Origin of the sequence: Catenulispora pinisilvae (assembly GCF_015356865.1) — a bacterium.
GTDB classification, from domain to species: Bacteria; Actinomycetota; Actinomycetes; order Streptomycetales; family Catenulisporaceae; genus Catenulispora; species Catenulispora pinisilvae.
In genome coordinates, this window is the sequence record NZ_JAAFZA010000251.1 from 1 (window position 1) to 14,363 (window position 14,363).

The following is a 14,363-nucleotide window of genomic DNA, read 5'->3' on the forward strand; positions in this document are numbered from 1 at the left end:
GGCTTGGGCAGCTGGGCGTCCTTCAGCTCGCGGGCCTTGGTGAGGGCTTCGAAGTAGCGGGGCACGTCGCCGGAGCGCATCCGGCCGCTGAAGCCGGGGATGGCGCGCATCTGGGCCGCGGTGGCCGGCAGGCTCAGGGCCGCGTCGATGATGGCCTGGTCGGGCAGGACCCGGGTGGGGGTCATGTCCCGGCGGCGGGCCAGGTCGTCGCGGGACTCCCACAAGGCGCGCACCACCGCGAGCTGGCGGGGGCGGCGCACCTTGTGCAGACCGGAGGTGCGGCGCCAGGGCTCGGCGCGCGGCTTCGGGGGCGGGGCGCTGGCCACGGCGTCGAACTCCTGGTGGGCCCAGTCCAGCTTGCCGGCCGCGCGCAGTTCGTCCTCGATGATGTCCCGGACCTCGACCAGGACCTCGACGTCCAGCGCCGCGTAGCGGAGCCAGGCCTCGGGCAGCGGACGCGTGGACCAGTCCGAGGCCGAGTGGCCCTTCTCCAGTTCCAGCTTCAGCACCTCGGCGACCAGCGGGCCCAGGCCGACCCGCTCGTGGCCGCCGAGCCGGGCGCCGAGTTCGGTGTCGAACAGGCCGCCGGTACCGTCGGCGCGCCGGGCCGGCGGGTACATCCCGATCTCGGCCAGGCACGCCAGGTCCTGGGAGGCGGCGTGCAGCACCCACTCGGCACCGGCCAGCGCCGGCCCGTCGCCGGCCAGGGCCGACAGGTCCGGGCAGGCGATCGGGTCGATGAGGAAGGTGCCGGCGCCCTGGCGGCGTATCTGGACCAGGTAGGCGCGCTGGCTGTACTTGTAGCCGCTGGCCCGCTCGGCGTCCACGGCCACCGGGCCGGTGCCGGCCGCCAACGCCTCCACGGCGGCGGCCAACGCCGGCTCGGTGTCCGTGACCGGCGGCAGTCCCTCACGCGGTTCCAGCAGCGGGACCAGGCCGAGCGGCGGCTCGGCGACCTGCGGCATCTGCTCGGGGCTCGCCGGTCCCGCCGGCGTACTGGAACTCGTCACGCCCTTACACTAACGACCGCCGTCAGTGAATGGTCCCGCCGCGCAACGCGACCGCGACCATGCCGGCCCGATCGCCCGTGCCCAGCTTGCGGGCGATGCGCGCCAGGTGGCTCTTCACGGTCAGCGCCGAGAGCCCCATCGCCTGTCCGATCGCCTTGTTCGAGCGGCCGTCGGCGACCAGCCGCAGCACCTCGATCTCGCGCGCGGACAGGTCCCGGCAGCCGGAGTGCGCGGCCTGGGCCGCGCCGTTGGCCCCGGCCAGGGCGGCGGCCCCGGGCGGCAGGCCGCCGGTGGGGCGTACCCGGTTGGCGCTGGCCGCGTGCACGCCGGCCATCGCCGGCCGGCCGGCGGCGACCGGGCGGGCCCCGGTGATGACGAAGCCGCGGACGCCGGACGCCAGGGCGGCCCGTACCGCGCCGGCGTCGTCGGCGGCCGAGACGGCCAGGCCGCCGGCCCAGCCGGCCGCCCGCATCTCGGCCAGCAACTGCAGGCCGGATCCGTCGGGCAGGTGGATGTCCACCACGGCCAGATCGCGGGTGGCGGACATCCGGCTGCGCGCCTCGGCGGCGGTCTGCGCCTCCAGGACGTCGCGGACGCCGAGCGCCCACAAGTGCCGGGTCACCGACTGGCGTACCCGGGGGTCGGCCACGACGACCATCGCGGTCAGCCGGGCCGGCCGGTATGCGATCAGGTTGGCGGTGTTGTCGACGAGTACCGACACCGAACCTCCTCCTGGGGGTGCTGCGAGCTTGTGCTCAGCGACCGGGTCCACTCGGTAGCGGATCGGTCCATTCAGGTCATCGGCAGATCAAGCAGGCACCTTTAGGGCTAATGCTCGCAAGTTCACCGAAGGCGGCCGGGTCGGGCATATGAAGATCAGACAACAAGCCCTGAGCTGGGCGAGTGTGACCCGCGCCACGTCGAGTGACTGAGCGTGAGATCTAGTCACCCAACGTCATGTCATCGGCTTACAAGCGTCCGACGTGCGGTTCCGCGACTGATGGGGCGGGACGGGTCAAAGGGGTCGCGGAGTGGGCCGTCCAGGGGAAGCGGCTGGGCTGATCAGGTGAGCCCGACGTAACACAATGAAGCTGGAGCGCCCCGAGATCCGGAAGCGTCAGAAAGTCACACCAGTCACCGGCGGGACCCGGCGGGCGGCAGGTTCGCCACGCCCTCGTACTCCGGCGGCAGGCCGGCGCACATCATCATCAGCGCGCACCAGGCGTTCAGATGGGCGGCGAAGTCGATGTCCTCGCCGGCCGGGGTCCAGGAGGCGCGCACTTCCACGGCCGTGGTCGCCGGCCGGCCGGCCAGGCCGCCGAAGCCGCGGGAGGAGGACCGGGAGACCGTGCCGCCCTCGGCGGTGAACGGGGCGCCGTGCTCGGCCAGCGCGTCCATCAGCCAGGACCAGGCGACCTCGGCCAGCAGCGGGTCCTCGGCGATCTCCGCCTCCAGGTCCGCCTCGACCAGCACCACGAACCGCCACGCGCCGCGCCACTCCTCGTGGCCGCCGGGCCGGTGCAGCAGCACCAGGCGGCCGGTGGCCAGGTCCTCCTCGCCGCCCTCCGGGTTCGCGGAGACGACCGCGCCGCCGACGGCGTGCGCGAAGGGAGCGAGGTTCACCGGGGACGGCAGGGCGTCGAGTTCGATCGCGGCCGGCAGGGACGCCGCCGACATGGCGGCGACGGCCTCCGCGAACTCCCGCGGGTCGCCCGCGCGGCTGGGTGCCATGGGTGAAGAGTACGCCGCCGCGCCACAGGCCCGACGGGAGGCGCGCTGGCACGGGACGCGAGGCGGACGGCGATGGTGCGTCGCGGGTGTTCGGTGGTGGTCCAATGCCCGACATCGGCGGTGATCCGATGCCCGATGAGCGACGACGGGTGATGACGTGATGCCGACTGATGCCGAGTGACAATGCTCGCGGCCCGCCTGGAGGCACTCGCGGCCCGCCTGGAGCTGAGGACAAAGCGCCTGGAGGTGAAAACAAGCGCTGAAAAGCCGCCCCCGCAAGGGAATCTGTCCGACCGCCGACGCGGCAGGTGCCGCCGGGGCGCGACCGGAGCGCCACCGGGGCGCCGTGGCTCGCCCGCGGCCACCGCCGACGCCATGCCGACACGGCGTCGGGAACCCCTCGCGGGCAACCGGACCCGGGCACCGAAGACGCCCTCGAACGTGCGACCATCGAGGGGTGACCGATGACAGGAGCGATGCCGTGCACGACAGCGTGACCGAAAGCCTGAACCCCACGGCAGACCTGGGCTCGGCGGCCGCCGAGAAGCTCACCGAGGTCCCTGGCCCGCGCGGCGAGACCGCGCCGGACGCGTCACGCAGCCCGGTCCAGGACAGCGACCTCCTGCGCGCCGCGCGCCGCGAGCCGGTCCGCCGCACACCGGTGTGGTTCATGCGTCAGGCCGGACGCGCGCTGCCGGAGTACAAGAAGGTGCGCACCGGGATCCCGATGCTGGAGTCCTGCTTCCGGCCAGACCTGGTGACCGAGATCACCCTGCAGCCGGTGCGCCGCTACGGCGTGGACGCGGCCGTCTTCTTCAGCGACATCGTGGTGCCGCTCAAGGCGATCGGCGTGGACGTGGAGATCGTCCCGAACGTCGGCCCGGTGATCGCGAACCCGATCCGTGACGCCTCCGGACTGGACCAGATCCGGCCGGTGGACCCGGAGACGGACCTGGCCGTCATCTCCGAGGCGACGCGGCAGCTGGTCGGCGAGCTGGGCTCGACCCCGCTGATCGGCTTCGGCGGCGCGCCGTTCACGGTCGCCAGCTACCTCATCGAGGGCGGCCCGTCGAAGAACCATGAGAAGACCAAGGCGATGATGCTCGGCGAGCCGGAGCTGTTCGCCACGCTGCTGGACCGGCTGGCCGACCTGACCGCGGCCTTCCTGCGGGTGCAGATCGAGGCCGGCGCGAGCGTGGTGCAGCTGTTCGACTCCTGGGCCGGCGCGCTGGCGCCGCGCGACTACGAACGCTACGTGCTGCCGCACAGCGCGAAGGTGCTGGCCTCGATCGCCGACCTCGGCGTGCCGCGCATCCACTTCGGCGTCGGCACCGGCGAGCTGCTGCCGCTGATGGCCGCCGCGGGCGCGGACGTGGTCGGGGTGGACTGGCGGGTCCCGCTGGACGAGGCCTCGCGGCGCATCGGCCCGGACTACGCGGTGCAGGGCAACCTAGACCCGGCGGTGATGTTCGCGCCGTGGCCGGTGATCGAGGCCAAGGTGCGGGAAGTCCTGGCCGACGGCGCGAAGACCCCGGGGCACATCTTCAACCTGGGCCACGGGGTGACCCCGGACATGGATCCGGACCGGCTGGCCCGGGTCGTGGAGCTGGTACACGAGGTTTCGGCGCGCTGACGCCGACGCCGGACGAAAGGGCCACGGCGGTGGGCGCGACACAGGGGGCTGCGATGGGTTCGGAGCAGGCGGTGTCTCAGGGTTCGACGGGGCCGGGTTCGACCGGTCCGGCCGGCGCGAGCGCCTCGGCGAGTGTGTCGGGGCCGGCCGGTCCGGCTGGCACGGACGCCTCGGCGAGCGTGTCGGGTCCGGCCGGTCCGGCCCACGCGAACGCCTCGGCGAGTGCGTCGGGTCCGGCGCCGAGCCGGCGCCCGCGCTCGGTCGCGGTGATCGGCGGCGGCGTCTCGGGACTGGCCGCGGCGTGGTACGCCAAGCAGGCGTTGCCCGACGCCGCCGTGACAGTGTTCGAAGGTTCCCCGCGCCTGGGCGGCAAGCTGGCCGTCGGCGAGGTCGGCGGCGTGCGGGTGGACCTCGGCGCCGAGTCGATCCTGAACCGCCGCCCGGAGGCCGTGGATCTGGCCCGGGCCGTGGGGCTGGCCGACGACATCGTGCATCCGGCGACGGCTTCGGCCTCGATCTGGAACCGCGGCGAGCTGGTCCCGATGCCCAAGGGCCACCTGATGGGCGTCCCCGGCGATCCGCGCGTCCTGGCCGGCCTGTTGTCGACGGCCGGGCTCAAGCGTGCCGAGGCCGGGCCGACGCTGCCGCCCCGCTCCCTGCTGCGGGTCGAGGCCGAGACCGACGACATCGCGGTCGGCGGCTTCGTCGCCGAGCGCTTCGGCCGCGAAGTGGTGGACCGGCTGGTCGAGCCACTGCTCGGCGGGGTCTACGCGGGCCACGCCGACGAGATCTCCCTGCGGGCCGCGATCCCGGCGCTGGTGCCCGCCTATGAATCGGGCGAGCCGCTGGACGAGGCGGTGTCGAAGATTCTGGCCGCACAGGCCGGGGCGGCCAATCCGAAGCCGGTGTTCGCCGGCATCCGGGGCGGCGTCGGACGCTTCCCGGCGGCGCTGGCACAGTCCTGCGAAAGCGCGGGCGTCGCCATCCAGCGCGAGACGATAGTCAGGGAGCTGAGTCGCACCGCCGAGGGCTGGCGGCTGGTCTGCGGCCCGGTCCCGGCGGCCCGGGCGCACGAATTCGACGCGGTGATCATCGCGGTCCCCGGCACCCCCGCCGCGCGGCTGCTGACGGACGTGGCCCCGGCGGCGGCGGCCGAGCTCACAGGGATCGAATACGCCTCGGTCGCGCTGGCGACCTTCGTGTTCGACGACGCCACGCTCCCCGCCGGCAGCGGCTTCCTCGTCCCGCCGGCCGACGACCGGTTCATCAAGGCTTCCACCTTCTCCAGCGTCAAGTGGTCGTGGCTGGCCGCCTCCGGCAAGACCGTGGTCCGCGCCTCGGTCGGCCGGCACCGCGAGAGCACCGACTTGCAGCGCGAGGACACCGAACTCGCGGCGCTGGCGCTGGCCGACCTGCGCACCGCGCTCGGTCCGGACGCGCTCGGCGAACCCGTCGACTCCTTCGTCCAGCGCTGGGGCGGCGGACTTCCGCAGTACGCGGTCGGGCACGTGGCGCGCGTGGAGCGGATCCGCTCGGCGGTCGCGGCGCAGCCGGGCCTGGCGGTCTGCGGGGCGGCTTACGACGGCGTCGGGATCGCGGCGTGTGTCGCGTCGGCGCTGCGGGCCGCCGGCGAAATCAGTACCGGGGCGATCGGTACTGGGGCGCACAACAACCCGCAACACCCATAAGGAAGAATGGCGACATGAGCGACAGCGGCAACGAAACCCAGAACGAGCGCCCGGCCGGGGTAACCAGCAACGTCCGCATCGGCAAGCGCGCGGTGGAGCTGAACGAGGTCACCCGCTACGCGATGTGGACCGTGTTCAAGGTCCGCGCGGACCTGCCGGCCTCCGAGGACGCCCGCGCGGACCTCGCGGCCGAGGTGGAGACCCTGTTCGCGGCGCTGGCCAAGGACGACGTGGTGGTACGCGGCACGTACGACGTGGCCGGCCTGCGGCACGACGCCGACTTCATGTTCTGGCTGCACGCCGAGACCTCCGAGGCGCTGCAGGACGCCTACCACCGCTTCCGCCGCACCGGCCTGGGCCGCCTGACCGAGCCGGTCTGGTCGCAGATGGCGCTGCACCGCCCGGCGGAGTTCAACAAGAGCCACGTCCCGGCCTTCGTCGCCGACGAGACGCCGCGCGGCTACATCGCGGTCTACCCGTTCGTCCGCGGCTACGAGTGGTACCTGCTGGAGGACACCGAGCGCCGCCGGCTGCTGGCCGAGCACGGGATGATGTCGCGGGACTACCCGGACGTGCGGGCGAACACGGTGCCGTCGTTCGCGCTCGGCGACTACGAGTGGATCCTCGCCTTCGAGGCCGACGAGCTGGACCGGATCGTGGATCTGATGCGCCACCTGCGCGGTTCGGAGACCCGGCGGCACGTGCGCCTGGAGGTGCCGTTCTACACCGGGAAGCGGCGGCCGATCGCGGAGATCGTGGCAGTGCTGCCGTAGTCGGGACCGGGCTGCGAGAGTCGGCGCCGCCGCCGCGGGCAAGAGTCGGCGGGCAGCGCCTCGGGGCCGGTCAGTAGTACCAGACTTCGACGCCCTTGTGGTGCGAGCACGTGCCGTCCGGCGTCGTGCTGTAGCTGTAGCTGCCGTCATGGCACAGTGCCATGGCGCCGCTCGGGTGCTGCTCACCGGCGCCACAGCGGGCCGTGCCCTCGCCGATGGTCGCGTGATTGACGCAGCCGGCGACGCTCTTGGTCGACGCGGACGGCGCGGCCTCGGTGGGGCTCGCCGAATGCGTTGTGCGGGCCGGACTCGTCGGTACGGCCCGCACCGACGGTGTCGGCTTCTTCGCAGGCTCCGAAGCAGTGTGTGAAGGGGCGGTGTGCGACGGAGCCGTAGGCGACGCGGCTGAATGCGACGCGGCCGCAGGCGGCTGAGCTGTAGACGGCGCGGCCGATGTGCTCGCCTTCTGCGAAACGCTTGGCCGGGCCGGCGCTGAGGTCGAACCCGAAGCAGCCGAACCCGAAGCAGTGGACTGACAAGCCGTCGTCGACACCGCGATCGCGCACGCTAAAAGCGGCGCCCACCTGTGGCGGAGCATGGGTTCCCCTCCCGAAGGGCCGACGCTCGCGTCCGGCCGGAGCCCCACCTTGGCACCGATCCGGCGCCGGGGAAACGCTTAAGCCCCATGCAACGTCGCCGCTGCTCGGCTGCCGTGGGCAGCGCTCGGGTGGTCTGCCCGGTAGGCACCGGCACGGCGCTGATCAGCCAGGTGCCCTCCTGGCTGACCGTGGTGCGGCAGCACCGGACGTGGGCACCGTAGACGTGCGAGCGCGCGCCCCGCGGTGCCGTGCTCTCCCCGACGGTTGACTGGCGCCTCGTGCGCTGGCTACCTTGACACAGTTGTGAGGTGGACCGGTATATCCGGGTTCTGTTTTCCTCAACCAGCCACGGGGGGTTGGATTGCTACCGCCAGAGGATCGTCCGGACACTCCGGCACAACTACGGGCCCACGCCGCGACGCTGCGTGACTGCGCCCGACGCGCGCAAGGCATCGCCGCCGCTATCGGCCCGCTGCTGGACAAGCCCGCGACCACCGCTTCGACGAGCGGCACCTGGCTCGGCCAGTACGCCCAGGACACCACCGTCGACCTCGGCCAGAAGCAGCGTCGCCTACGGCAGATGGCTGACAACCTGCTCGCCGACGCCCGGGGCTGGAGCACCCAGGCCGACCGGAACGATACAGACGCCGACGACATCGAGAAGGCCAAGGCCGTCGCTGGAGGCCATCCGTGACCTCCGAGAACTTTCCCGGGTTCAACATCCCGGCCGTTCGCAGCATCGCCTCCGATCTCGACGCCTCAGGACCGAGCGCCGTCCAGATCCACAACGACCTCCGCAAGCTCTTGATGGACGCATCGGATGCCCTGGACGGTGCCGATCCGACCGGCGATCCCGAGATGCTCAAGGCCATGGCGTACGGGGCCCCGTCCGGACTGCCCGGCGTCATCGGCGGCTACGGCCCGGCGACCGCCAAGGAGATCGACCGCCGTTGCGACATCCTCGATCCGCCGAGCAGTAAGCCCACGTATCTGACCGACGTGCCGTTGGATCCGGTCCAGGTCTTCAGCGCACCAGTGCCCAGCCAGCAGAACGTGGACGCGGCGCTCAAGAAGCTGAACGCCATCGACCACACCGGCGACTTCGGCTGGGACGGCGACCACGGCGACTTGGTCGCGTTCGACCAGCAGCTCATGAACCTGAACCCCAGCGACCTGCAGTTGTTCATGCAGGAGGCCTCGCCGGACGACCTGCAGAAGTACGCCGGTCTTCTGACGAACCGCGACACCAGCTGGTACGACTGGTCCGAGGAGAACGGAATCTCCGAAGCCGACCGGCGCACGATGCTCAGCAATCTGCTGAGCAAGCTGCCGCCTGCGGAATGGGGGAAGTTCGGTCAGGACTTCCCCGGCGTCGTGCCCGGCTTCACCACCACCGACGTCTACGTCAACGGCGTGAACGCCCAGACCGGCAAGTCGACCGCGGACATCCAGTGGGGTGTCCCGAACATGCCCCTGTTCAACGGCCCGGTGTCCTACAAGGACGTCCAGCAGCAGCAGTTCGCGGACTGCTGGTACCTGTCGTCGCTGATCGCGACATCCCTCAAGGATCCACAGTTCGTCCAGGACGGCATCCACCAGAACCAGAACGGCACGGTTTCGGTCCGGATCTGGGACAAGGACGGCAACCTCCAGTGGGTGACGGTCACTCCGGATCTCCCCGTGGACAGCAGCGGGAACCCGGTCGGCGCGACCGGTGCCAACGGCGACCTGTGGCCGGCGTACTACGAGAAGGCGTTCGCGCTGATATACGGCGGGAAGAAGGGCGGCGCCGAGGACAGCAAGGGCAACCAGCGGCCGTTCGACTCGCACGACCACGGCGACTACGGCGCGATCGAGTGGAACCAGGTCAACCAAGGTCCGCCCTACCTCACCGGGCACGGCACGACCGGTCTGGACGACAACCTCGGCGCGGTAGCGAAGGCGTTCAACGGCGGCCACCCGGTGATCATCGCCTCCAAGCACTTCAGCAACGCCGCCAAGGCGAACCTGCCGCCGCCGTACAACACCGGCACCTACGTCACCGACCACGTGTGGTACGTGTTGTCGGTCAACAAGGACGGCTCGGTGGTGCTGGGCAACCCGTGGGGTGCCAGCGTGCCGACGATCACCGTCAACGAGCACGATTACAAGGCGTACTTCAACGATCCGCAGGCCATCAACATCCCGAGTGGGAACTAATGGGCGAAACGTCGAGACCGTACACAGCGGGACTCGCATCCATAGTGACGATCCTTGCCCTGACCACGGCCTGCTCATCCGCGAAGACGCCGGCGAACGGCAGCACAAGCGGAGGAACAACGGTGACCGAGACGAGCAGCTCCACGCCGGCCCAGGACCCGCCCGATACGGCGTCTCCGACCCGACAGCCGTCTACGACACCATGGACCGATTATTGGCTCATGCGCGGCCGAATCCCGTATCCCTTCAAGACTCCGGACGGCAAACAGGCGGCCGCGGTCATCCCGAGCGCGAACCCGGCGGACAAGAGCGTGACCATCTCGGTGTCGGAAGACGGGAAGACCGTCCTCGAGCGTGATCTCCACGCCGGCGACACCTGCACCATCAACGGCCGCGATTGGCGCGCCGACGAAGTGAACGCCGCCTCTGACGACTCGGGATCGATCGTGTTCGAAGCGGTGAAGTAGTCGGCTGTTCCTACTGCTCCCGCAGACCGCCGGGCCCCGACGCGGTTGCCGCGCTCAGTGCTGCGACCAGGTCGGCAACCACGGACTGCGGTTGCGGTTTCAGGCCCTGAGAAGTCCCCGCTAGCCGCGGTGCGGCACCGGCGCGGCGGGCAGGTCCGGGTCGAACAGCTCGGCCGGGGAGTCCGGGATCCGGAGCCCGGCCACCGGCGCCGGGCTCACCAGCCGCCAGATCCAGGCCACGAACGCGGCGCCGAGCCCGGCCGCGGCGATCATCGCCAGCCGCCAGCCGTCGATCGCGCCGTGCCACTGCACGGTCCCGTGCCGGCCGACCAGGAAGCCGGCGTAGAAGAGCCAGTACATGACGCTGGTGAGCGGGATTGCCGGGACGCGTCCCCAGGCCCCGGTGGCCGCCGCCAGTGCCGCGTACGCGACCAGGTCGACGCCGAGGCGGTGGGTCCCGCCGGTCGCGGCGAGGACGACGGTCAGGGCGATCGCGCCGGTGAAGGCGGCGATCAGCGACGTGGTGATGCTGGCTGGTTCTCTCACGCTTCCAGTGCAGCGCCGCATCCGCGCAGGTGGGAAGGAAACTCACGATATGCATGCGACTACCACGCGAACGCAAACGCTATGCCGACGTCGGATCGGGCCGCCGCGCGAGCCCGGTCGCCGCCATCACCAGACACCCAGCCCGGCCGCCCCGGCCAGAGCCGCGCCGATCAGCTCGCGGGTCAGCTTCGGGCTCGACGCGCACGGCCCCTTGCCGGTGTAGTCGAGCCCGGAGGGCAGCGGATAGCGACGGAACAGCGGGGACCCGCAGTCGACCCGGATCCGGGCCACGGTGTCACCGCTGAAGCCCACGGCGATGTCGAGGTGGGTGTCGGCCAGGCCGATGTACGCCGCTCCCCCGACCAGCAGCAGGCCCAGGACGATCAGAATCCAGGATTGACGCACATCGACTCAGACTAGCCAGGGACACCGATGGTTGCGGCGGCATGCCTCAGGGTACGAACAGCGTCACCGGTCGCGCATGCCGCAGCATGAATGTCAGGGCAGGAATGTCAGGGCACGAACCGATACCCGGTCCCGTACTCCGTCATCAGGTGCCGCGGGGTCTGCGGGTCGTCCTCAAGCTTGCGCCGCAGCCGCGCCATGTGGAACCGCAGGTATCCGGCCTCACCGCTGTGGCTGTTCCCCCACACGTCGGCGAGCAGCCGTGCGGTGCTCACCAGCTGGCCGGGATGCCGGAGCAGGATCTCCAGCAGCGCCCACTCGGTACGGGTCAGCCGCACCGGCTCGCCCGCGCGGCTGACGCTGTGCGCCACCAGGTCGATGTCGCAGCTGCCCAGCCGCACCGAGCTGGTCTCGGCGCCGACCGAGCCGGCGTTGGCCTGCTGGTGCCGCCGGATCACCGCCCGCAGCCGGGCCAGCAGCTCCTCCATGGCGAAGGGCTTGGTCACGTAGTCGTCGGCACCGGCGTCGAGCGCGTGGATCTTCTCCTGCGGGTCGGCCCGGCCGGACAGCACCACGATGGGCACCGTGGTCCAGCCGCGCAGGCCCAGTATCACCTCGACCCCGTCCATGTCCGGCAGACCCAGGTCCAGCAGGACCGCGTCGGGCAGCCGGCGGGCCGCGCAGGCCAGCGCGTCGACGCCGTTGGCCGCCGTCTCGACCTCGTAGGTCCGGGACTTCAGGTTGATACGCAGGGCGCGCAGGATCTGCGGCTCGTCGTCGACGACCAGGATGCGGGTCACTGGCTCCCTCGGTTCTCGTCAGAAGTCGGGCACTTGTGACAAGTCAACAGTCCGGTCGCGCCACCCGGGGGGCATGCTCGCGCGATGCAAACGCCGGCCGGCTCGATGCAAATGGCCACCGCGCGCTGCGGCCCGGCGCCACGGCCGGTGCGGCACCCATTCAACCAGGCCGGTCGGCGTCGCATGACTCACCACCCCTTGATGTGGAAGCGCATGCGGCACACGATCGCCTCGGTATGCCGCCGGATGGCCCGGTCCAGTACCACCCCGCGCTGGTTGTGCAGCAGCCGGTGCCAGGCCCGGCGCGGCTCCACCTCGGGAATCAGGACCATGATGCGTTCGAAGCCGCCGGGCGAGGCCGGCGCGGACAGTGCCAGCCGGTTCAGGTAGTCGACCATCGGCCGGGTCAGCGAGCGCTTGTGCGTGGTGAGGACCTCCAGCGGCACGTCCGGCTGCCAGGCGTTCCACTCGGCCTGCAAACGGGCGCACTCGGCGGCGTCGTCCTCGTCGCTGTAGCGCACGGTCACCGCGATCACCCCGTCGCCGAGCGAGAGGGCCGCGGACATCGCCTCCTGGGTCAGCCGGGACACCGCGCCGACCGGCACCACCACCAGCACCTGCTGCTCCACGGCCGGCTCGGGCTTGTGGCCCAGGCCCAGGACCTCACCGACGATCCGGTACGCGGTGTGCACCCGCAGCATCCCCAGGACCAGCAGCGGCACGATCACCACGACCAGCCAGCCGCCCTCGGTGAACTTCGAGATCAGCTCGATCACCAGCGCGGCGAACGTCAGCACCGCACCGGTGCCGTTGATCACCGCCCGGCCGCGCCACCCCGGGCTCCGCTCCCGCCGCCAGTGCCGCACCATGCCGAACTGGGAGATGGTGAAGCCGATGAACACCCCGATCGCGAAGACCGGCACCAGGGTCTGGGTGTCGCCCTTGGCCACCGCCAGCAGGACCGCCGCCAGCCCGGCCAGGATCAGCACGCCCCAGCGGTAGACCTGGCGGTCCGCCCGCAGGGCGAAGACGTGCGGGGCGTAGTTGTCGCGGGCCAGCAGGCTGGTCAGGACCGGCATCCCGCCGAAGGAGGTGTTGGCGGCCAGGGCCAGCAGGATCATGGTGACGAACTGGACCCCGAAGAAGGCCGCGTTGTGGCCGAGGGCGGCATCGGTGAGCTGGGCCAGGACGGTCTTGGAGGAGTCCGGGGCGACGTGGAACTTGCGGATCAGGAGCGCCAGGCCGATCAGCATCAGAGCCAGCAGCGCACCCAGCGCGGACTCCGTGCGCTGCGCGCGCTTGACCCGGGGCTTGCGGAACGTCGGGACGGCGTTGGCGATGGCCTCGACGCCGGTCAGCGCGCTACAGCCGGACGCGAACGCCTTGAGGAGCAGCAGGAGCCCGACGTTCTCCGCGTTCGCCGCCGCCACCACGTGACCGCTGGGCGCCGTCGCCGGGTGCGAGCGGAACAGGCCGAACAGGATCACCGCGAAGATCGCGACGATGAACAGGACGGTCGGCACGATGAAGGCCTTCGCCGACTCCGCCACCCCGCGCAGGTTGATGCCGGTGATCACGAGCAGGACGGCCAGGCAGAGCCAGATGCGGTCGCCGTAGAGGGAGGGGTAGGCGCTGGTCAAAGCGGCGACGCCGGCCGAGACCGACACGGCGACGTTCAGGACGTAGTCGATGATCAAGCTCGCCGCCGCGACCAGCGCCACGTTCTTGCCCAGGTACTTGCCGGCCACCGCGTAGGCGCCGCCGCCCTCGGGGAAGGCCGCGATCACCTGGCGGTAAGAGAACGTGAGGAAGCCCAGGAGCCCGGCGATGGCGAGGGTGACCGGAAGGGTGAAGCCCAGCCCGTGCGCCCCGGCCACGGCCAGGACCACGACGATCGCCTCCGGGCCGTAGGCGACGGAGGCCAGGGCGTCCAGTGACAGCGCGGCCAGGCCCTGCGAGACGGTGAGCCGGTCGTGCTCCTGCTCGGCCGCCCGAGCCGGGGCCAGCGGATCGTCGGCCGCTAGCGCTTCGCGGCCAGAGCCTCCTGCTGTCACTGGCGTTCCCCTCCAGACGTGTGACGTGGACGTTCGTCTCTACCTTGACACCCACAGGAGGGACGAAACGGTCAGGAGTTGTTTGCATCCCGCTTGCGTTGCACGACGCGCACGCCTGTGCCGGGCTACCGTGGATGTCGTGCTGGTCCTCGGCTGCGTACTGCTGCTCGGCGGCGTGATCGCCGTCCTGGCCGGCGCCATGGATCTGCGCTGGCGCCGCCACGTCCTGGCCGAAGGCGTGTCCGTTTTCGCCCGGATAGTCGATCGCCCGCTCGGCCCCGACGACTCCCCCGACGGCTACCGCCCGATCCTGACGTTCACCACCGAGGACGGGCGCCCGGTCGAGGTGTTCTCGCCCCGCCGGCTGACCGGCGAGGCGGTACTGGTGCACTACGACCCCGCGGACCCGGCGCAGGTGGTGGTGCACGGGTCGCGGGGTCGTAGTGCACCAGTACCGC

16 protein-coding genes are annotated in these 14,363 nt (G+C 71.3%); 8 read left to right on the top strand and 8 right to left on the bottom strand.

Annotation, left to right across the window (positions count from 1 at the left end):
- The 3 genes from IZR01_RS40965 to IZR01_RS40975 all read right to left on the bottom strand — a co-directional run.
- Positions 1-1,010: HRDC domain-containing protein (locus IZR01_RS40965; protein WP_194926985.1), on the bottom strand; the 1,010-nt coding region annotated here is incomplete at its 3' end.
- Positions 1,011-1,032: 22 nt separating this feature from the next.
- Positions 1,033-1,731: a LuxR C-terminal-related transcriptional regulator gene (locus tag IZR01_RS40970; RefSeq protein WP_194896324.1), complete on the bottom strand. Its 699-nt coding sequence runs from the start codon at positions 1,729-1,731 to the stop codon at positions 1,033-1,035.
- A gap of 413 nt (positions 1,732-2,144) precedes the next feature.
- Positions 2,145-2,741: a DUF3000 domain-containing protein gene (locus IZR01_RS40975; protein ID WP_194896325.1), complete on the bottom strand. Its 597-nt coding sequence runs from the start codon at positions 2,739-2,741 to the stop codon at positions 2,145-2,147.
- Between the two features lie 523 nt (positions 2,742-3,264).
- On the opposite strand from IZR01_RS40975, the gene hemE reads away from it, so the two are divergent.
- The 3 genes from hemE to hemQ are packed head-to-tail and all read left to right on the top strand — an operon-like array spanning position 3,265 to position 6,835.
- Complete coding sequence (hemE, locus tag IZR01_RS40980; RefSeq protein ID WP_228555133.1) at positions 3,265-4,374, top strand: uroporphyrinogen decarboxylase; 1,110 nt, start codon at positions 3,265-3,267, stop codon at positions 4,372-4,374.
- A 53-nt stretch (positions 4,375-4,427) separates the two neighbouring features.
- On the top strand, positions 4,428-6,062 hold the full coding sequence (gene hemG, locus IZR01_RS40985) for a protoporphyrinogen oxidase (protein WP_228555127.1): 1,635 nt from the start codon (positions 4,428-4,430) through the stop codon (positions 6,060-6,062).
- 14 nt (positions 6,063-6,076) lie between these two features.
- Positions 6,077-6,835, top strand: coding sequence for a hydrogen peroxide-dependent heme synthase (hemQ, locus tag IZR01_RS40990; protein ID WP_228555128.1), 759 nt, complete (start codon positions 6,077-6,079; stop codon positions 6,833-6,835).
- Positions 6,836-6,905: 70 nt separating this feature from the next.
- Here hemQ and IZR01_RS51620 read toward each other — a convergent pair whose 3' ends face one another.
- Positions 6,906-7,163 (bottom strand): DUF3761 domain-containing protein, encoded by a 258-nt coding sequence (locus tag IZR01_RS51620; protein ID WP_228555129.1) that lies wholly within the window; start codon positions 7,161-7,163, stop codon positions 6,906-6,908.
- A gap of 357 nt (positions 7,164-7,520) precedes the next feature.
- Here IZR01_RS51620 and IZR01_RS52730 point away from each other — a divergent pair, with 357 nt between their 5' ends.
- The 4 genes from IZR01_RS52730 to IZR01_RS41010 all read left to right on the top strand — a co-directional run bounded on the left by IZR01_RS52730 (position 7,521) and on the right by IZR01_RS41010 (position 10,100).
- Complete coding sequence (locus IZR01_RS52730; RefSeq protein ID WP_267254976.1) at positions 7,521-7,655, top strand: hypothetical protein; 135 nt, start codon at positions 7,521-7,523, stop codon at positions 7,653-7,655.
- 140 nt (positions 7,656-7,795) lie between these two features.
- Positions 7,796-8,128 carry a hypothetical protein gene (locus IZR01_RS41000; RefSeq protein WP_194896327.1) on the top strand — a complete coding sequence of 111 codons (333 nt, stop codon included), beginning with the start codon at positions 7,796-7,798 and terminating at the stop codon, positions 8,126-8,128.
- On the top strand, positions 8,125-9,633 hold the full coding sequence (locus tag IZR01_RS53795) for a C2 family cysteine protease (RefSeq protein ID WP_194896328.1): 1,509 nt from the start codon (positions 8,125-8,127) through the stop codon (positions 9,631-9,633). The genes IZR01_RS41000 and IZR01_RS53795 overlap by 4 nt, the downstream gene beginning before the upstream one ends.
- Before the next feature lie 221 nt (positions 9,634-9,854).
- Positions 9,855-10,100 (top strand): DUF6406 domain-containing protein, encoded by a 246-nt coding sequence (locus tag IZR01_RS41010; protein ID WP_194896329.1) that lies wholly within the window; start codon positions 9,855-9,857, stop codon positions 10,098-10,100.
- A 120-nt stretch (positions 10,101-10,220) separates the two neighbouring features.
- Here the strand turns inward: IZR01_RS41010 and IZR01_RS41015 are convergent, their stop codons facing one another.
- The 4 genes from IZR01_RS41015 to IZR01_RS41030 form a co-directional block, all read right to left on the bottom strand.
- The gene (locus IZR01_RS41015) at positions 10,221-10,646 is read right to left on the bottom strand and encodes a hypothetical protein (protein WP_194926986.1); all 426 of its coding nucleotides are present in this window, start codon (positions 10,644-10,646) and stop codon (positions 10,221-10,223) included.
- Between the two features lie 126 nt (positions 10,647-10,772).
- Complete coding sequence (locus tag IZR01_RS41020) at positions 10,773-11,051, bottom strand: hypothetical protein (RefSeq protein WP_194926987.1); 279 nt, start codon at positions 11,049-11,051, stop codon at positions 10,773-10,775.
- A gap of 107 nt (positions 11,052-11,158) precedes the next feature.
- On the bottom strand, positions 11,159-11,851 hold the full coding sequence (locus IZR01_RS41025; protein WP_194896332.1) for a response regulator: 693 nt from the start codon (positions 11,849-11,851) through the stop codon (positions 11,159-11,161).
- A 188-nt stretch (positions 11,852-12,039) separates the two neighbouring features.
- Positions 12,040-13,905: an APC family permease gene (locus IZR01_RS41030; RefSeq protein WP_194896333.1), complete on the bottom strand. Its 1,866-nt coding sequence runs from the start codon at positions 13,903-13,905 to the stop codon at positions 12,040-12,042.
- Between the two features lie 139 nt (positions 13,906-14,044).
- Between IZR01_RS41030 and IZR01_RS41035 the strand changes: the two genes are divergently transcribed.
- On the top strand, positions 14,045-14,363 hold a 319-nt coding region (locus IZR01_RS41035), incomplete at its 3' end, for a DUF3592 domain-containing protein (RefSeq protein WP_194926988.1).